Source organism: Mycobacterium sp. NPDC050551 (genome assembly GCF_040674075.1).
GTDB lineage: Bacteria > Actinomycetota > Actinomycetes > Mycobacteriales > Mycobacteriaceae > Mycobacterium.
In genome coordinates this window covers 542,518-560,237 of the sequence record NZ_JBFARC010000003.1, presented here as the reverse complement: position 1 = coordinate 560,237, position 17,720 = coordinate 542,518, and the positions used below count along the sequence as shown (strand labels likewise).

General features: G+C 70.3%; 18 protein-coding genes. 9 read left to right on the top strand and 9 right to left on the bottom strand.

The features are described 5' to 3' along the window. The first annotated feature begins 15 nt into the window (after positions 1 to 15). From AB0K11_RS15115 to AB0K11_RS15095, 5 genes are read left to right on the top strand one after another with little or no spacing between them, the layout of a single operon-like run. Positions 16 to 882 carry an SDR family oxidoreductase gene (locus AB0K11_RS15115; RefSeq protein ID WP_364977768.1) on the top strand — a complete coding sequence of 289 codons (867 nt, stop codon included), beginning with the start codon at positions 16 to 18 and terminating at the stop codon, positions 880 to 882. Next, positions 879 to 1,841: an NADPH:quinone oxidoreductase family protein gene (locus tag AB0K11_RS15110; RefSeq protein WP_364977766.1), complete on the top strand. Its 963-nt coding sequence runs from the start codon at positions 879 to 881 to the stop codon at positions 1,839 to 1,841. The genes AB0K11_RS15115 and AB0K11_RS15110 overlap by 4 nt, the downstream gene beginning before the upstream one ends. Then, positions 1,838 to 2,542 (top strand): haloacid dehalogenase type II, encoded by a 705-nt coding sequence (locus tag AB0K11_RS15105; RefSeq protein ID WP_364977764.1) that lies wholly within the window; start codon positions 1,838 to 1,840, stop codon positions 2,540 to 2,542. Before AB0K11_RS15110 ends, AB0K11_RS15105 begins: the two co-directional genes overlap by 4 nt. 49 nt (positions 2,543 to 2,591) lie before the next feature. Continuing rightward, positions 2,592 to 3,290 (top strand): methyltransferase domain-containing protein, encoded by a 699-nt coding sequence (locus tag AB0K11_RS15100; RefSeq protein WP_364978495.1) that lies wholly within the window; start codon positions 2,592 to 2,594, stop codon positions 3,288 to 3,290. 18 nt (positions 3,291 to 3,308) lie between these two features. Next, on the top strand, positions 3,309 to 3,794 hold the full coding sequence (locus AB0K11_RS15095) for a DUF456 domain-containing protein (RefSeq protein WP_364977762.1): 486 nt from the start codon (positions 3,309 to 3,311) through the stop codon (positions 3,792 to 3,794). A gap of 9 nt (positions 3,795 to 3,803) precedes the next feature. Here AB0K11_RS15095 and AB0K11_RS15090 read toward each other — a convergent pair whose 3' ends face one another. The 3 genes from AB0K11_RS15090 to AB0K11_RS15080 all read right to left on the bottom strand — a co-directional run bounded on the left by AB0K11_RS15090 (position 3,804) and on the right by AB0K11_RS15080 (position 6,174). After that, the gene (locus AB0K11_RS15090) at positions 3,804 to 4,604 is read right to left on the bottom strand and encodes a tyrosine-protein phosphatase (protein ID WP_364977760.1); all 801 of its coding nucleotides are present in this window, start codon (positions 4,602 to 4,604) and stop codon (positions 3,804 to 3,806) included. Beyond that, complete coding sequence (locus tag AB0K11_RS15085) at positions 4,601 to 5,824, bottom strand: acyl-CoA dehydrogenase family protein (protein ID WP_364978492.1); 1,224 nt, start codon at positions 5,822 to 5,824, stop codon at positions 4,601 to 4,603. Before AB0K11_RS15085 ends, AB0K11_RS15090 begins: the two co-directional genes overlap by 4 nt. Before the next feature lie 125 nt (positions 5,825 to 5,949). Continuing rightward, entirely contained in the window at positions 5,950 to 6,174 is a 225-nt protein-coding gene (locus AB0K11_RS15080; RefSeq protein ID WP_364977758.1) for a hypothetical protein, read from the bottom strand. 174 nt (positions 6,175 to 6,348) lie between these two features. Between AB0K11_RS15080 and AB0K11_RS15075 the strand changes: the two genes are divergently transcribed. The 4 genes from AB0K11_RS15075 (at position 6,349) to AB0K11_RS15060 (ending at position 9,735) form a co-directional block, all read left to right on the top strand. Continuing rightward, positions 6,349 to 6,999, top strand: a complete 651-nt coding sequence (locus AB0K11_RS15075; RefSeq protein WP_364977757.1) for a response regulator transcription factor — start codon at positions 6,349 to 6,351, stop codon at positions 6,997 to 6,999. 1 nt (position 7,000) lies between these two features. Next, positions 7,001 to 8,200, top strand: coding sequence for a sensor histidine kinase (locus tag AB0K11_RS15070; protein ID WP_364977756.1), 1,200 nt, complete (start codon positions 7,001 to 7,003; stop codon positions 8,198 to 8,200). A 52-nt stretch (positions 8,201 to 8,252) separates the two neighbouring features. Continuing rightward, positions 8,253 to 8,879: a LysE family translocator gene (locus AB0K11_RS15065; RefSeq protein ID WP_364977754.1), complete on the top strand. Its 627-nt coding sequence runs from the start codon at positions 8,253 to 8,255 to the stop codon at positions 8,877 to 8,879. A gap of 82 nt (positions 8,880 to 8,961) precedes the next feature. Beyond that, on the top strand, positions 8,962 to 9,735 hold the full coding sequence (locus AB0K11_RS15060) for a methyltransferase domain-containing protein (protein WP_364977752.1): 774 nt from the start codon (positions 8,962 to 8,964) through the stop codon (positions 9,733 to 9,735). Positions 9,736 to 9,744: 9 nt separating this feature from the next. Here AB0K11_RS15060 and AB0K11_RS15055 read toward each other — a convergent pair whose 3' ends face one another. From AB0K11_RS15055 to AB0K11_RS15030, 6 genes are all read right to left on the bottom strand, one after another. Continuing rightward, positions 9,745 to 10,926 carry an acyl-CoA dehydrogenase family protein gene (locus AB0K11_RS15055; RefSeq protein WP_364977750.1) on the bottom strand — a complete coding sequence of 394 codons (1,182 nt, stop codon included), beginning with the start codon at positions 10,924 to 10,926 and terminating at the stop codon, positions 9,745 to 9,747. Positions 10,927 to 11,056: 130 nt separating this feature from the next. Next, complete coding sequence (pntB, locus tag AB0K11_RS15050; protein WP_364978489.1) at positions 11,057 to 12,496, bottom strand: Re/Si-specific NAD(P)(+) transhydrogenase subunit beta; 1,440 nt, start codon at positions 12,494 to 12,496, stop codon at positions 11,057 to 11,059. Positions 12,497 to 12,509: 13 nt separating this feature from the next. Beyond that, positions 12,510 to 14,045 (bottom strand): Re/Si-specific NAD(P)(+) transhydrogenase subunit alpha, encoded by a 1,536-nt coding sequence (locus AB0K11_RS15045; RefSeq protein ID WP_364977748.1) that lies wholly within the window; start codon positions 14,043 to 14,045, stop codon positions 12,510 to 12,512. A 91-nt stretch (positions 14,046 to 14,136) separates the two neighbouring features. Next, the gene (locus AB0K11_RS15040) at positions 14,137 to 15,507 is read right to left on the bottom strand and encodes a glycosyltransferase (RefSeq protein WP_364977746.1); all 1,371 of its coding nucleotides are present in this window, start codon (positions 15,505 to 15,507) and stop codon (positions 14,137 to 14,139) included. After that, positions 15,504 to 16,514, bottom strand: coding sequence for a glycosyltransferase (locus AB0K11_RS15035; RefSeq protein ID WP_364977744.1), 1,011 nt, complete (start codon positions 16,512 to 16,514; stop codon positions 15,504 to 15,506). Before AB0K11_RS15035 ends, AB0K11_RS15040 begins: the two co-directional genes overlap by 4 nt. Further along, positions 16,511 to 17,458, bottom strand: a complete 948-nt coding sequence (locus tag AB0K11_RS15030; RefSeq protein ID WP_364977742.1) for a WcbI family polysaccharide biosynthesis putative acetyltransferase — start codon at positions 17,456 to 17,458, stop codon at positions 16,511 to 16,513. The genes AB0K11_RS15035 and AB0K11_RS15030 overlap by 4 nt, the downstream gene beginning before the upstream one ends. Positions 17,459 to 17,720 lie beyond the last annotated feature (262 nt).

Sequence of the window (17,720 nt, the reverse complement as noted above, 5' to 3'; positions counted from 1 at the left end):
AGAGATAGGAAACCCATGCCAGGAGTGCAGGATCGCGTCATCGTCGTCACCGGGGCCGGAGGCGGTCTGGGACGTGAGTACGCGCTGACCCTCGCCAGGGAGGGCGCCAGCGTCGTCGTCAACGACCTCGGCGGTTCGCGCGACGGCACCGGCGCGGGTTCGGCGATGGCCGATCAGGTGGTCGACGAGATCAAGGCGGCAGGCGGCCGCGCGGTCGCCAACTACGACTCCGTCGCGGAGTCCGAGGGCGCCGAGAACATCATCAAGACCGCGATCGACGAGTTCGGCAAGGTCGACGGTGTGGTGAGCAACGCGGGCATCCTGCGCGACGGCACCTTCCACAAGATGACGTACGAGAACTGGGACGCCGTGCTGAAGGTCCATCTCTACGGCGGATACAACGTGATCCGCGCGGCGTGGCCGCACTTCCGCGAGCAGAGCTTCGGCCGGGTCGTGGTGGCCACGTCCACCAGCGGTCTGTTCGGCAACTTCGGGCAGGCCAACTACGGGGCCGCCAAGCTCGGCCTGGTCGGGCTGATCAACACCCTGGCCCAGGAGGGCGCGAAGTACAACATCAAGACCAACGCCGTCGCACCCATCGCGGCCACCCGGATGACGCAGGACATCCTGCCGCCGGAGGTCTTCGAGAAGCTCACCCCGGAGTACGTGGCGCCGGTGGTGGCCTACCTGATGACCGAGGAACTGCCCGACACCGATTCGATCTTCATCGTCGGCGGCGGCAAGGTCCAGCGCACCGCGCTGTTCCAGAACGAGGGCATCACCTTCTCCGACGGGGTGCCGTCACTCGACGACGTCGCGGCCAAGTGGGGCGAGATCACCGACCTGTCGGCGGCGCAGCAGGCCAGCTTCAAACTCGGGTGAAAGCGCTTGTCGCGCAATCGTTGACGGGCCCCGCCGGCCTGGAGTACACCGATGTCGACGACGTGCGCAGTGCCGACGCCGTCGTCATCGACGTCGGGGCTGCGGGGGTCAACTTCCCCGACCTGCTGCTGCTGCGCGGCGAGTACCAGCTGAAGCTGGATCCGCCGTTCATTCCGGGCGTCGAGGTGGCGGGCATCGTGCGCTCGGTGCCCGAGGACTCCGAGTTCACCGTCGGACAACGGGTTTCGGCGTTCTCGCTGCTGGGCGGCTTCGCCGAACGGGTCGCGGTGCCCGCGTCGTCGGTGGTGCCGACCCCGCCGGGTGTCGACGACGCGTCCGCCGCGGCGCTGCTCGGCAACTACTACACGATGTACTTCGCGCTGGCGCGCCGTGGCGCCCTGCGCATCGGGGAGACCGTGCTGGTGCTCGGATCGGCGGGCGGCATCGGCACGGCCTCGATCCAGATCGCAAAGGCGATGGGCGCCAAGGTGATCGCGATGGTGCACCGGCCCGACGCCCGGGACTTCGTCGAGTCGCTGGGCGCCGACGTGGTGCTGCCGCTGACCGACGGCTGGTTGCAGGCGGTCCGCGACGCCACCGACGGCCGCGGCGTCGACCTGGTGGTCGATCCGGTCGGCGGCGAGGCGTTCGACGACGCGATCCGCGCGCTGGCAACCGAGGGCCGGCTGCTGGTGATCGGCTTCGCCGCGGGCGGCATCCCGACGGTGAAAGTGAACCGGCTGCTGCTGCGCAACGTCTCGGTGGTCGGCGTGGGCTGGGGCGAGTTCGTCAACCGCAATCCCGGCGCACAGTCGCTGTTCGGGTCCGGGCTGGGCAAGCTGGTGGAGGCCGGGCTGCGCCCACCGCCGCCGGTGACCTACCCGCTCGCGGAGGGTCGCGCCGCACTCGAGGCGCTGGCCGCGGGTGAGATCCGCGGCAAGCTGGTGCTCACACCGTGACGCCGGTTCGCGCCCTGGCGTTCGACGTGTTCGGCACGGTGGTCGACTGGCGGTCCAGCATCGTCGCCGAACTCGAGGCGTTCGGCCGCCGGCACGGGCTGTCCGAGGACTGGCCGACGTTCGCCGACGACTGGCGGGCCGGGTACGCGCCGGCGATGGACCGGGTGCGGCAAGGCGAGCTGCCCTGGACGCGGATCGACGACCTGCACCGCGGCCGCCTCGTGGAGCTGCTCGCCGGCGCGGGCATCGCGGTCGGCGAGGACGAGATCGGCGAGCTGAACCGGGCCTGGCACCGTCTCGACCCGTGGCCGGACACGGTGGCCGGGCTGACGCGGCTCAAGGACCGGTTCGTCATCACCACGCTGTCCAACGGCAACGTCTCGCTGCTGACGAACATGGCCAAGCGCGCGGGTCTGCCCTGGGACTGCGTGATCTCCGCCGAGCTGTTCCGGCACTACAAGCCGGATCCGGAGGCCTACCTCGGCTGCGCCGACCTGCTCGGCATCGCGCCGCAGGAGCTGATGCTGGTCGCCGCCCACCCCGGTGACCTGCGCGCGGCCCGGTCGGCGGGACTGCGGACCGGCTTCGTCTTCCGTCCGCTCGAACACGGACCCGACCGGGTGTTGCGGATGCCGCCGGACGGCGAATTCGACGTCATGGCAGCCGATTTCCAGGATCTGGCCGACAAACTGGGGGCATGAGCGGCGTAGCGTGGACGGCGTGACCACACCTCTTCCGCCCGCGCTCCGGATGGCTCAGAAGCTGCTCGCCGATCCGCCGGCGAACCCGAGGATCGACGGCGGTTACCTCGACCTGCTGGGCGACACGGGTGACGCGTCCGAACGCAACAGCGGAACCATCCAGGCGATGTGGGCGTCGCGGCTGGGCTCGATGGTCTACGACAACTCCCAGCTCGTGGTGCGCCGGCTGGTCACGTCGTGGCAGCTGCCGATCGACTGGCTGAGCCTGCCGGTCGGTGGTGTGGCGCTCGACGTCGGCAGCGGGCCGGGCAACGTCACCGCGGCGCTCGGCCGGGCGGCCGGTCCCGGTGGACTCGCGCTCGGCGTCGACATCTCCGAGCCGATGCTCGCCCGTGCGGTGCGCGCCGAGGCCGGACCGAACGTCGGATTCGTCCTTGCCGACGCGCAGCGGCTGCCGTTCCGCGACGAGTCGGCCGACGCGCTGGTGTCGATGGCGATGCTGCAGTTGATCCCCGATCCGGCGGTGGCGCTGGCCGAGATGGTGCGGGTGCTGCGGTCCGGCCGCCGGATGGCCGTCATGGTGCCGACGGCGGGACCCGCTGCGCGGCTGATCGGGGTGCTGCCCAACGCGGGCGCCCGCGTCTTCGACGAGGACGAGATCGGGGACACCCTCGAGTCGCTCGGCCTGGTCGGCGTGCGGACCAAGACGATCGGCACCATCCAATGGGTGCGCGGCAGGCGGCCGTGACGCCGTAGGCTCGCTGACGTGAGCACGGGCGGCATCCTCCTGGTCGGATTGGCGATCGCCGTCGGTCTGGTCGGCATCCTGGTTCCGCTGCTGCCGGGCACGCTGCTGATCTTCGCGGCGATCCTGGTGTGGGCGCTGGTGGAGCAGGACATGACCGGCTGGGTGACGCTGGCGGTGGCCTCCGTGCTGCTCGGCGCGACGACCCTGATGAAGTACATGTGGCCGGTGCGCCGGATGCGCGCGGCCGACGTGCGGACGTCGAGCCTGGCGGTGGGCGGTGTGCTGGGCATCATCGGCTTCTTCGTCATCCCCGTCCTCGGCCTGCCGATCGGCTTCGTCGGCGGCATCTACCTCGCCGAACTCGCGGCGCGCCGCGATCAGCGGCTGGCCTGGGCGTCGACGGTGCACGCGCTGAAGGGCGTCGCGCTGTCCATGTTCGTCGAGTTGGCGGGTGCGCTGCTGGCGACGGCGGCGTGGGTGGCCGGGGTCTACGTCACGCAGTAGCGCTGTCGGTCAGTCGCGCAGCTGCTGCCGCAGGCGCGCGACCTCCTCGTCGGTGACGCCGACGGCGGCCAGGTAGTTCTCCAGCGAACCGTAGTCGCCGAGGATGGTGCGCCGCGCCGCGTCGAGGTATTCCTTACGCACACCGAGGATCTCGTTGGCCAGCCGGGCCTCGGCGAACGTCACGATCTCATCGGTGGGCTGTTCGGCGGCGCGGGCACGGATCGACTCCATGATCTGTTCGCGCAGCAGCGGAACGGCGTCGTTGCTGCGGAGGAAGTCGGCGACGATGGCGTCGCGGCCGATACCGGCGGCCTCGAGCACGACCGAGACGGTGAAGCCCGTGCGGTCCTTGCCGGCGAAGCAGTGCGTGAGCACGGTCCGCTGGTCGGCGAGCAGCGTCACCATCCGGCGCACGGCGGCCTGCGCTCCGGCCATCGCCGGGTACTTGGCGTACTCCTCGGTCATGTAGCGGCCCGCCGCGGCCGCGACGTCCTCCGCGCCCTCGGTCTCCTGCGCCAGCATCTGCTCGAAGCCCTGCTCGTGCGGGGCGTGGGTGCCGACCTCCCGGAACGGCAGCCGGTGGACGGCGACGCCGTCGGGCACCAGGCTCGCACCGCGGCGCTCGACCTCACGGTCCGAACGCAGGTCCGCGACGTCGGTGACACCGAGCCCGGCGAGGGCCGCCCGCCCTGCGTCGTCGAGTGCGGCCAGCTCGCTGGACCTGAAGAACCGGCCGGGCCGGATCGCGGTGTGTTCGGCGATGTCGCGGAAGTTCCACGCCCCCGACAGCTCTTCGAGGCCGTGGGTCACGTGCCCGTCACCGCCGCGGCGAACGGGGACTTCTCGCTGCCGAGTTCGGCGCGGGCGATGGTGCGCATGTGCACCTCGTCGGGACCGTCGAAAAGCCGCATCGCGCGGTGCCAACCGTAGAGCCGGGCCAGCGGCACGTCGTCGCAGATGCCCGCCGCGCCGTGCACCTGGATCGCCCGGTCGAGCACGTTGCACGCCATCTGCGGCGCCACCGCCTTGATCTGCGCGACCTGCATCCGGGCTTCCTTGCTCTTGTTGCCGTGCTGGTCGATGGTCCACGCCGCCTTGTGGCAGAGCAGCCGCGCCTGGTCGATCTCGTTGCGCGACAATGCGACCTGCTGCTGAACTACACCCTGCTCGGCCAGTGGCTTGCCGAACGCTATGCGTGTCTGCACCCGGTCGACCATCAGCGCGAGCGCACGCTCGGCCACCCCGATCGCACGCATGCAGTGGTGGATCCGGCCGGGACCCAGGCGAGCCTGGGCGATCGCGAAGCCGCTGCCCTCCTCGTGCAACAGGTTCGCGATCGGTACCCGCACGTTGTCGAACGAGATCTCACAGTGTCCGTGCTGATCCTGATAACCGAACACGGGCAGCGACCGCTCGATCGTCACCCCAGGCGTGTCCACCGGGACGAGGATCATCGACTGCTGCTGATGGCTGGCCGCGTCGGGGTTGGTCCGGCCCATCACGATCAGGATCTTGCAGCGGGGATCGGCCGCACCGGAGATCCACCACTTGCGGCCGTTGATGACGTAGTCGTCGCCGTCCCGCAGCATCGTCGTCTCGATGTTGCGCGCATCCGACGACGCCACCGCCGGCTCGGTCATCGCGAACGCGCTGCGGATCTCGCCGGACAGCAGCGGCTCGAGCCACTGCTTGCTCTGCTCCTCGTCGGCGAACAGGTGCAGCGTCTCCATGTTCCCGGTGTCGGGGGCGGCGCAGTTGAGGGCTTCAGGAGCGATCTCCATGCTCCAGCCGCTCAGCTCGGCCAGCGGCGCGTACTCCAGGTTGCTCAGCCCCGATTCCGACGGCAGGAACAGGTTCCACAGCCCCTGCTCCTTGGCGCGTGCCTTGAGCTCCTCGACAATCGGCGGGACCGTGTGGTCCTTGGGTCCGGCCTCCTCGCGGTAGCGGTGGTACTCCGCTTCGGCGGGGAAGACGAACTCCGTCATGAAAGCGGTCAGCCGCTTGTGGTAATCCAGTGCCTTGGCCGACATCGCGAAGTCCATCCGGCCACGATATGACACGTGTAAAAGCCTGCGGCTCCCGCCCACGCTCGCCCGGGGTGTGAATGGCCGACGGCCCCGCCGTGGGGATGGCGGGGCCGTCGGTGGTCGGTGGATCAGTGCTGCCGCCGGTGGTGGCGCATGACCTTCTTGCGGTGGTGTGAGCCCTTCATCTGCTGGGCGGTCGGCTTCGCCTTGGTCGGCTGGACGTAGGAGTGGCCGGGGTCCTGCGGAGCGGACTGCGGGGCGGCCGATGCGGTGCCGGCCAGGCCGAGGGCGGCGCCACCGATGATGCCGGCCGAGAGGACCGGGAGGGCGAGGACGCGGACGATGGTGTTCATGATTTCTCCTGTGTTCGTTGACTTTTGAGTTCTTCCGCCGGTGTTCTCCGGCGATGACACAACTATGTCGCGATCCGGGGCCCGCGTCTGTCCGCCGATCAGCGGTCACACCGGTGGAATCCCCGTTCCCCCGATCGGGGGAACGGCGGCGACCGCTGTGTCAAGCTGATCGGCGTGGCCGACGAGGCGCTCGGCAAGGTGCGCGTGGTGGTGGGCGACGACCACCCGCTGTTCCGCGACGGTGTGGTGCGTGCGCTGCAGTCCAGCGGTGCGATCGACGTCGTGGCCGAGGCCGACGACGGAGTGGCCGCGCTGGCCATGATCCGCGAGCACCGGCCGCAGGTGGCGCTGCTGGACTACCGCATGCCGGGGCTGGACGGCGTCGAGGTGGCCGCGGCGGTGATCCGCGACGACCTGTCCACCCGGGTGCTGCTGCTGTCGGCCCACGACGAGTCCGCGATCGTCTACAAGGCCATACAGGAGGGCGCCGCAGGCTTCCTCTCGAAGGAGTCGTCGCGCAGCGAACTGGTCGAGGCGGTGCTCGACTGCGCCAGGGGCCGCGACGTCATCGCCCCGGCGCTGGCCGCCGGACTGGCCGGTGAGATCCGCCGCCGCAACGAACCCGACGCCCCGGTGCTGAGCCCGCGCGAGCGCGAGGTGCTCACGATGATCGCCGGGGGGCTCAGCATCCCGGCGATGGCCAAGGACATGTTCCTGGCGCCGTCGACGGTGAAGACCCACGTGCAGCGGCTCTACGAGAAGCTCGGCGTCAGCGACCGCGGCGCGGCTGTCGCGGAGGCGATGCGCCGAAAACTGCTCGACTGACATGTCTTTCGGCACGCGGCAGCTGGTCGAGCGGTACGCCACCGAACCCGTGCGGGTGGCCGCGGTGCTACGGCTGCCCCTGATCGCCCTGATGCTCGTGCTGGTCATGGAGTGGGAGGTGGACCACTGGCTGCCTGCGCTCTACGCCGCGATTCTCGGCGGCTACGCCGTGGCCGCGATCGCCTGGCTGGTGGCGACCCACCGACGTCCGTTGCCGCGATGGTCGACGTGGGTGCCCACCGCGGTCGACGTGGCGGTGGTGGTGATGCTGTGCCTGGTGTCGGGCGGCGCGACCGCGGCCCTGCTGCCGGTCTTCTTCCTGCTGCCGCTGTCGGTGGCGTTCCAGGACCGCCCGGTGTTGACGGCGGCGCTCGGATTGAGCACTGCCGTCGGCTATCTCGCGGTGTGGGTCGTCTACTCCAAGCGCGACGACCGCGTCGGCCTGCCGGACATGGTGTATCTGCAGTTCGGATTCCTGGTGTGGCTGGCCGTCGCCACCACCGCGCTGTGCTTCGTGCTGGCCCGCCGGGCGGCGCGGGTACGGGCCCTGCAGGAGGTGCGCCGCCGCCTGGTCTACGAGTCGACCCGCGCGGAGGAACGCCAGAATCGGGAACTGGCCGAGCATCTGCACGACGGTCCGCTGCAGACATTGCTCGCCGCCCGGATGCAGCTCGACGAGATCCGCGAGGGTCATCCCGACGCGCGCCTCGATGCGGTGTACGCCGCGCTGCAGGACACCGCGGCGGGGATGCGCTCGACGGTGACCGAACTGCACCCGCAGGTGCTGGCGCAACTCGGACTCACCGAGGCGGTACGGGAGTTGTTGCGCCAGCACGGCTCCCGCAGCGAGTTCCTGCTCGAGGCCGACCTGGAGGATGTCGGGGCTCCCGCCTCGCAGGCGCTGCTGTACCGGGCGGCGCGCGAACTGCTCACCAACATCGGCAAGCATGCGGGCGCCACGGAGGTGACGGTGTCGCTCCGTCGCGACGGCGACCGCGTGGTGCTCACCGTCGTCGACGACGGCACCGGATTCGACCCCGCGATCGTCGATGAACGGGTCGCGCAGGGGCACATCGGCCTGGCGTCGCTGATGGTGCGCATCGACGCGATGGGCGGGCACCTGCACGTCGCGTCGACAGACGGCGAGGGCACCCGGATCACCGTCACCTCACCGCCCGAACCCGACCCCGGGGGCTCGTGAGCACCGGTAAATCGGTGGCGGCCGGGAGCGGTCGACGACGAGGATCACGGGGGTGATCGACTTCTCCGCCGTCGCCGGTGTCGCGCTCGTCGCCCTTCTCATGGTGCTGACGCCGGGTCCGAACATGATCTATCTCGCCTCCCGCAGCGTCAGCCAGGGCCGTGCCGCCGGGTTGGTGTCACTGGCCGGCGTCGCGACGGGTTTCGCGGTGTACCTGTCGGCGGCCACCCTCGGCCTGACGGCGATCTTCGTGGCGGTGCCCGCGCTGTTCACCGCCGTCAAGATCGCCGGTGCGCTCTACCTGGGCTACCTGGCGTGGACCATGCTGCGGCCCGGCGGGAAGTCGCCGTTCGGCGGTGCCGACCAAGAGGCGCACCGGCCGCTGCGGCTGTTCGGCATGGGCCTGGTCACCAATCTGCTGAACCCGAAGATCGCGCTGATGTACATGGCGCTCATCCCGCAGTTCATCGATCCGGCGCGCGGGTCGATCTGGTTGCAGGCATTGCTGCTCGGCCTGGTCCAGATTGCGATCGCGGTCACCGTCAACGGGGCGATCGTGCTCGCCGCGGCCACCATCTCCGGCTTTCTCACCGCGCGACCGGTCTGGCTGCGGGTGCAGCGGTACGTGGCGGGGACGGTGCTGGGTGGGATGGCCGTGAAGATGGCCGTCGACAAGTAGGCGCCGACAAGTAGGCGCCGACAAGTAGGCACCGATCGGCGCGAAACGGCCGGCGCCCGAGCCGGGCCACTACGCTCGACCGATGTCACGGACACCGCTCGAAGCGGCGCGTTCGCGCGACTACCTGCTGCGGCTCGCGCATTCCGACGCGGGCAGGTTCAAGGCGATCGGAAACGCTCAACTCGACCTCGGCAGGGGGCACGTGGTCGTCGACGTGGGGTGCGGGCCTGGCGCTGATCTGAGGTCCTACGCCGAGGCGGTCGGCCCGGCCGGCCGGGTGATCGGTGTCGATCACGACGTCGAACTGATCCGGCACGCCCGGGCCGACACCGCCGACCTGCCCAACGTGTCGACCGAGATCGCCGACGCACACCGGCTGCCCGTCGAGACCGGTTCGGTGGACCGGGTGCACATCGACCGGATGCTGCAGCACGTGTCGTCGCCGGCCACCGTGATCGGTGAAGCCGCCCGGCTGTTGCGCCCGGCGGGGCGGATCGTCTGCGTCGAACCCGACTGGGCCACCCTGGTCATCGACCATCCGGACGCCGCCATCAGCGGTGCGTACACCCGCTACAACGTCGAGCGCACCGCGCCCAACGCCACCATCGGCCGGGCACTGCCCCGGCTGCTCCGGCACGCCGGGTTGACGGTCGACGCGATCATCCCGGCCACCGTGGTGTTCACCGACGCCGCCGAGGCCGAGAACGTCCTCACCATCCGTTCGGTCACCGAAGGCGCTGTGGCCGCCGGCTACCTGAGCGAGGAGCAAGCGCGCAGCTGGCTGCAGCACCTCGACGCGGAACCGTTCTTCGCCTCGATCACGTTGTTCGTCGTCGCAGCCACGGCTCAGGCCTAGCGCAGCCGGTCAGCGCGCCGTGAGCGCCCGGGAGATCACGAGCCGCTGAATCTGGTTGGTGCCCTCGAAGATCTGGGTGATCTTGGCCTCCCGCATGAACCGCTCCACCCGGTAGTCACGGGTGTAGCCCACCCCGCCGAGCACCTGCACGGCGTCGGTGGTGACCTTCATCGCCGCGTCGGTGGCCACCAGCTTGGCGATGCTGGCCTGCATCGAATACGGCAGGTCGAGATCGCGCCTGCGCGCCGCGTCGAGATACGTGGTCCGGGCGCTGACCACGGCGGCGGCCATGTCGGCCAGCAGAAACCCAAGCCCCTGGTGGTCGATGATCTTGCGGCCGAATGTGGTTCGCTCGTTGGCGTACTCGGTGGCGGCGTCGAGTGCGGCCTGCGCGATCCCGACCGCCACCGCGGCGATGCCGAGCCGGCCGGAGTCCAGGGCGGAGAACGCGATCTGCAGGCCCTGGCCCTCGGCGCCGATCCGGCGGTCGGGGTCGACGCGGGCGTGGTCGTAGTACGCCGACGTGGTGGGCACCGCGTGCAGCCCCATCTTCTCCTCGGGCACACCGAAACTCAGCCCCGGCAGATCACCGGGGATCAGGAAGCTGCTGATGCTTCCACGACCTCCCCGGTCGCTACGCTCCTGCCCGCCGGCGCGACCCTCCTCGCCGGTGCGGGCGAACAACGTGTAGAAATCCGCCCGCCCACCGTGGGTGATCCAGGACTTCTCCCCGGTGATGACGTAGCCGTCGTCGTCCCGCACGGCCGCGCAGCGCAACGCCGCCGCGTCGGATCCGGCCTGCGGCTCCGACAGGCTGTACGCGCCGATCTGCTCACCGGACAGCATGCCGGGCAGCCAGCGCTGCTTCTGCTCGTCGGTGCCGTACGCCAGCAGCGGATGCGACGACAGGCTGTGCACGCTGACCGCGACGGCGACGGCCGCCCACCGCGCCGCGATCTCCTCGAGCACCTGCAGATACACCTCGTAGGGCTGGCCGCCGCCGCCCCACTCCTCGGGTTGCGGCAGGCTCAGCAGCCCGGCGGCGCCCAACTGCTCGAACACCCCGTCGGGATACGTCTCCGCCTTCTCGTGCTCGTCGACGATCGGTTCGAGCACCTTGTCGGCGATGTCACGCGTCAGCGCGATGAGATCGCGCGCCTCGTCGGAGGGCAGCAGGCGGTCAACGGGCATGGTCGAACATCCTAGTGATCCGCGCTGAGCGGTCGACTAGCGCTGCCCGCCTGCTCTCGAATTTGCGCGCAGGGTCGTGATTCCGCGGAGTGCGCAACCCTGGGCGCAAAAACGACGCCAACGACGTCGGTTACACGTGCTCGCTGACCGACAGCGCCGCGTTGATCGCGTCCACCCGGTCCTTCGCGTCGCCGAACAGCATCTGGGTGTTCTCCCGGAAGAACAGCGGGTTCTGCACGCCGGCGTAGCCCGACGCCATCGAGCGCTTGAAGACGATGACGTGGTCGGCGTTCCACACCGTCAGCACCGGCATGCCGGCGATCGGGCTGCTGGGGTCCTCTGACGCTGCCGGGTTGACGGTGTCGTTCGCGCCGATGACGAGCACGACGGAGGTGCCGTCGAAGTCGTCGTTGATCTCGTCCATCTCCAGCACGATGTCGTAGGGCACCTTCGCCTCGGCCAACAGCACGTTCATGTGGCCGGGCAGGCGGCCCGCGACGGGGTGGATGCCGAAGCGCACGTCGACGCCGCGCTCCCGCAGCTTGCGGGTCAGGTCGGCCACCCCATACTGGGCCTGCGCGACAGCCATGCCGTAGCCGGGCGTGATGATCACCGACGACGCGGTGCTGAGCAGCTCGGCGGCGCCCTCGGCGTTGATCTCGCGGTGCTCGCCGTAGTCCTTGTCCTCGGCCGGGCCCGCCTCGATGCCGAAGCCGCCGGCGATGACCGAGATGAACGACCGGTTCATCGCCTTGCACATGATGTAGGACAGGTAGGCACCGGAGGACCCGACCAGCGCGCCGGTGATGATCAGCAGGTCGTTGCCGAGCAGGAAGCCCGACGCCGCAGCGGCCCAGCCCGAGTAGCTGTTCAGCATCGACACCACCACCGGCATGTCACCGCCGCCGATCGAGGCGACCAGATGCCAGCCCAGCAGCAACGCCAGCACCGTGACGACGACCAGCAGCCACAGCTGCGGGTCGATCACGAACCAGACGGTGAGCGCGGCGAACACCACAATCGCCCCGACGTTGAGGAAGTTCTTGCCGGGCAACATCATCGGGGCGGACTTGATCCGGGCCGACAGCTTCAGGTTGGCCACGATCGAACCGGTGAACGTCACCGCGCCGATGAAGACGCCGATGACGACCTCGGCGGAGTGGATCCCGAGCATTCCCTCGCCCGCCAACTGCACGGCTTCGGAGCCCCCCGCGTCGCCCTCGACGTGCAGGTAGCCGTTCCAGCCGACCAGCACGGCGGCCAGGCCGACGAACGAGTGCAGCAGCGCGATCAACTCGGGCATGCCGGTCATCTCGACGACCTTGGCGCGCCACAGGCCGATCGCGGCGCCGATGACCACGGCACCGGCCAGCAGCGCCAGGCCGACCGGTTCGATGTGGCGGGCCAGCGCGAGCGCGACGGTCGCGATCAGCGCCAGCGCCATGCCTGCGATGCCGAAGCTGTTGCCTGCGCGCGACGTCTCGTGCCTGGACAGCCCGGCCAGCGCCAGGATGAACAGCAGCGCGGCGACGACGTAGGCCGCGGTGGCGGCGGTTTCTATGTTTATCAAGTGGAACATGTCCTTAGCTCCTCGAGAACATCGCGAGCATGCGGCGGGTCACCGCGAACCCGCCGAAGACGTTGATGCTGGCCAGCAGGATCGCGGCGGTGGCCAGGGCGGTGACGGCGACGTCCCCGTGGCCGATCTGCAGCAGCGCGCCGACCACGATGATGCCCGAGATCGCGTTGGTCACCGACATCAGCGGAGTGTGCAGCGCGTGGTGCACGTTGCCGATCACGTAGTAGCCGATCACGATCGCCAGCGCGAACACCGTCAGGTGCACCTGCAGCGCAGCAGGGGAGAAGGCGATGAGGGCGAACAGCACCGCGGCCGCCGCGAAGGCGATGCCCAGCCGGCGTCCCGTCGACATCGGTTCCTTGGCCTTGGGCGCCTCCACCGGGGCGGTCTTGGCGGCGGCGGCCGGTGCGGCGGACACCTGCACCGGTGGCGGCGGCCAGGTCACCTCGCCGTCGCGCACGACGGTCACCGACCGCTGCACCACGTCGTCGAAGTCGAGGGTGAGCTGGCCGTCCTTCTCCGGGGTGAGCAGCTTGAGCAGGTTCACCAGGTTGGTGCCGTAGAGCTGGGAGGCCGTCGCGGGCAGCCGCCCGGCGAGGTCGGTGTAGCCGATGATCGTCACGCCGTTGTCGGTGACGACCGCCTGGTCCTTGACCGTGCCCTCGACGTTGCCGCCGTTGGCCGCGGCCATGTCGACGATCACGCTGCCAGGGTTCATCGAGGCGACCATCTCCGCGGTGATGATCCGCGGCGCCGGCCGGCCCGGGATGAGCGCGGTGGTGATGATGATGTCGACGTCCTTGGTCTGCTCGGCGTACAGCGCCGCCTCGCGGGCCTTGTAGTCGTCGCCCATCTCCTTGGCGTAGCCGGTCGCCGAGATCTCGGCTGCTTCCGGGTCGACGTAGAGGTACTCCCCGCCGAGCGACTTGACCTGGTCGGCGACCTCGGGCCGCGGGTCGGTGGCCCGCACGATCGCGCCCATGCTGCCCGCGGCGCCGATGGCGGCCAGCCCGGCCACGCCCGCGCCGACCACCAGCACCTTGGCCGGCGGCACCTTGCCCGCCGCGGTGACCTGCCCGGTGAAGAACCTGCCGAAGCTGTGCGCCGCCTCGACGACGGCCCGGTATCCGGCGATGTTGGCCATCGACGACAGCACGTCCAGTGACTGCGCCCGGGAGATGCGCGGGACGGCGTCCATCGCCAGCACGGTGATCGGGCGGGCGGACATCTTCTCGACCAGTTCAGGGTTCAGCGCCGGCGAGATGAGGCTGACCAGCGTGGCACCGTCGCGCAGCGCCGCGATCTCGTCGTCGGCGGGCGCGTTGACCTTGAGGACGACGTCGGCGGACAGCGCTTCTTCGGACGAGCCGACCTGGGCGCCTGCGTCGACGTACGCGGCATCGGAGAAGCTCGAGGCGTCACCGGCACCGGACTCGACGACGACGGAGTACCCGAGCTTGATGAGCGCTCCGACGGTCTGCGGCGTGCCGGCGACACGCGTCTCACCCGCGTGGGACTCGCGCGGTATTCCGATAATCATCCGAAGAGTCTCCCATTTGCTCTCAGGGCCCGCGCGCGGCCCTGCGGCGGTAAGCGGTGCGCTTACCCGCCACCTGGACGGGGGCCCGGGTTCACCAGGACAGGTCGGGCTCGGATTCTGCGCAGCGAAGGTCCAGATCGGCAGGCGCAAGGGTCACCGTCCTGCTCACGCGGTCGGCGTCGGCCGGGTCGGCGAACCGGACGCCGCCGGAGCTCCACCGGCGCACCCGATTGGCCGCCCACGAGGCGCGGCAGACCACCGACGCGCCCTCGGTCCGCGATGCGACGGCGCCGACACCGGGTCGCGCGCACTCGCCGATGACGGCCGTCACGGCATCCCGTGGCAGCACCGCCCGTCCCGTGACGGTGAGCGCGAAGCGGCAGCGTCGCCGCACGCCCTCGGGGACCGGACCGGTGTGCACGCGCTGCTCTTCGACGCCGATCTCGCGGAGCAGCGGGGCGGCACGTGGGCCGTCGACCCAGATGCCGACGTCCTCGTGCAGGAAGCAGGCGAGGGTGCGGACGAGCGACGCCGCGCTGTGCCCGGTGGCGTCGACCTGCACGGCGATGTCGGGCAGGGCGTAGCGCAGTCCCGGCCTGCGGGCGTCCGGATCGGTGATGAGCCGCGCCAGGGTGAGCGCCTCGGCGTTCTTCACCGCCCGGCGGTCGGCGACGGGACGGTCGGCCCAGTCCGGGCCGTCGTGCCAGGCGACGGCGTCGCGGGCGTGGTGCAGGACGGCGCCGTTGGCCATCGCGCGGTGAGCGAACTCCCAGTCCTCGCCGCCGTACCGGCCGAATGACTCGTCGAAGCCGCCCGTGTCCTCGAACAGGGTGGCGCTGCAACACATCACCGAGCTGATGAGGTAGCGGTAGGAGCGGTGGTCGATGTCCAGGAGGTCACCGCTGGCCCGGTACGCGTCGGCAAGCCAGGCCGGTTCACGCAGCACCGGCGGCGCGACGGCACCGGCCCACCAGTCCGGCAGCCGCTCGGGGCCGATGTCGTCGAGCACTGCGTGTCGACGCCGGCCCACCACCAGCGCGTCGGGCACTCGTGCCGGAAGCCGGGTGATCTCGCTCAGGTAGGACGGCTCGGGAACGGTGTCGGCGTCGAGGAAGCACAGCACCTCCGCGTCGGTCGCGGCGGCGCCGAGGTTGCGGGCTGCCGCGGCGCGGAACCCGAGGTCGTCCTGCCGGACGGTGGTCACGCTCAGCCCAGTCGGCGGGATCACCGGAGGACGGGCTGAGCCGTCGTCGGCGACGACGACGTGGACGAGACGACCGGGGTGGGTCTGCAGCTCCAGCGCCGCGAGCAGGCGTTCGAGTTCGCTCTGCTGGTTGTAGAACGGGATCACCACGGCCACGGTGGGCAGGTCGCGGGGAGGACCGGTCACCAGATCCCACCGGTTGGCGGGAACGGTGACGCGTCCATCGGTCAGCGGTATGGCCGCGTCGGGTGTGGTCATCGATGCCACCGCGCGAGCAGTTCGGCGTAGCGGGCGGCGGCCTCGTCCCTCGTCGGTGTGCACACCGTCCCGGCGGTCAGCCAGGTGTGCCCGGGCTCGGCGAGCGCCCGCGCCAGCGACTCGCGCAGCCCTTCGACGGTGTCCGGGTACAGCGACAGCACGCCGGGATTGCGGACGTCGATCTCACGGGTGTACCGGTTCGACGGCGCGAGCGGCCGACGGCCCGCGGCGAGCCATGAGTTCAGCGACCCCGACGCCGAGATGTGCCGGTGCGGTGCCACCGGCACCGTGACGCGGCGCAGGGCGTCGGTCACCGTGTCGTCGGGGAGGTGACCGGTCAGGGTGAACCGGCGGCCACGACGTGCACTGCGCGCACGCAGTTTCTCGACCAGGTCGTCGTGTCCCGCCGACGGCGCTCCGATCGCCAGCACCTCGATGCCCGGATCCGAGCCGGTCAGGGCATCGATCACTTCCGCGTGGCCTTTGCCGGGGTAGACGAAGCCGAAGATGCCGACCGTCGGCGGCACCGCGGCCGCCGGTATGGGCGCGAAGGAGACGTCGATCGGCAACGGCACCACGCCGACACGGTCCGCCGGGGCGCCGGATTCGAGCAGCAGCGACCGCTCGTGTTCGCTGCTGACGACGATCCCGTCCGCGGCGGCGGCCACGCTCCGGTATGCCGCCAGCCGCCGCCGGTGGTTCGTCCCGTCGGACGGCTGCGGCAGGTCGTGCAGGGTCGCCGTGACGCGGCCACCGCCTGAGCGCACCGCGCCTGCGACGACGGCGACCGCGTCGGCGGCCTCCTCCGGAGTGCCACCGAACAGTCGGTCGGTGAACTGGAGGTGCGCGCCACCGGTCCACGCGTGCGGGACGTCCGCGATCCCCGCGGTACACACCGCGTGCAGATCGAATCCGTTGTCGCGCAACGCTTGGGTGAGATCGACACCGAAGCGCACGACGCCGTGCCGACGGGGCCCGACGACGAGATGGGTGACGGCCGGTCTCAACGTCGGACCCGGTGTCCGGTCAGGCCCAGCAGCTCAGCGGTGGCCGCATGCCGTTGCAGGGCGAGTCCGACGTAATCGGGATTCTGCGCATACCAATGCATCTGAGTGGCATGCACGTCCTGTGGTGACAGCGGACCGTGCTCAGTGGTCCAGCAGGCGCGCGGCGTCGCGTCGATCCGCAGCGCCTCGAGCACCCGCGGCTCGAGCGGGGCGTAGACCGAGCGCAGCAGGGTCCGCGGCGGTGCGGGCACCCTCGCCGCCACGCCCTGCGATGCGAGGATGCGCCTGCCCAGCTCGACGAGCACGGAGTTGCCCGGATGGTTGATGGTGTGGGCGGCGTCGGCGCCGCAGCGCATCAGCACGTCGGAGACGCCGACATCGGTGTCCCGTTGTTCCCGGCGGCCGAGCTCGGCGAGGCTTGCCTCGGCGGCCGCGACGAGCTGCGCTGCGGACACCTCGACATCCCACGGTGCCTCCGGAGACCGTCCGTCACGCGCGGCCACGATCGTGCGCAGGTCGTGGTACGGCACCGCAGGAGGGACGACGGACCGGTCGGCGGGGTGCCGCACGATGACCTGGAACGGGTACAGACCGGCGTACCGGATCACCGGCCACCGCACCACGGCCGCCGACCGCGGGAGACGGGCGGCGAGCTGGCCGGTGCCGATCGGCAGGTCGCGGTAGTCGGGCCGGATCGGCTGGCTCAACAGCACTGACGTCCGCGCGAGCAGCGCGTCCACGTGAGGCAGATCGGAGTGCTCCAGTTCGTGCACCGGGGGTGTCCGCACGGTCCGGTACGGCCGGCTGGGCACCGCGTCGAGCACCAGACGCAGCGCCTCGGCCTGACAGTTCCCCATGATCAACCACAGCGGTTCGTCCGCCCCCGGATCGGACCGTCCGTAGAACTCGCCGTAGTGCGCGGCCCGCCCGGTGTCTTCGCTCACTCCGCGAGGGTAGATGGCTCCAGGTTGGGTATAGATCACCGTCTACACATCGTCGCAGCGGCGGCGAGGTGTTGCCCGTCGCTGTCCGAAGAAGGTTGAGCAACTTGATCACCGTGGCCTCAGTTCCTGCTGGGCATCCCTATGTCTGCGCGATCACTGACTCCGAAGATGTTGCGCTGCTGCGTGATCCGGTGCCACCGGGTGCGACGTTGCCAGGACAGTGGTGGCCGCCACGCATGCTCGAGCCGAATTATCTGATCGG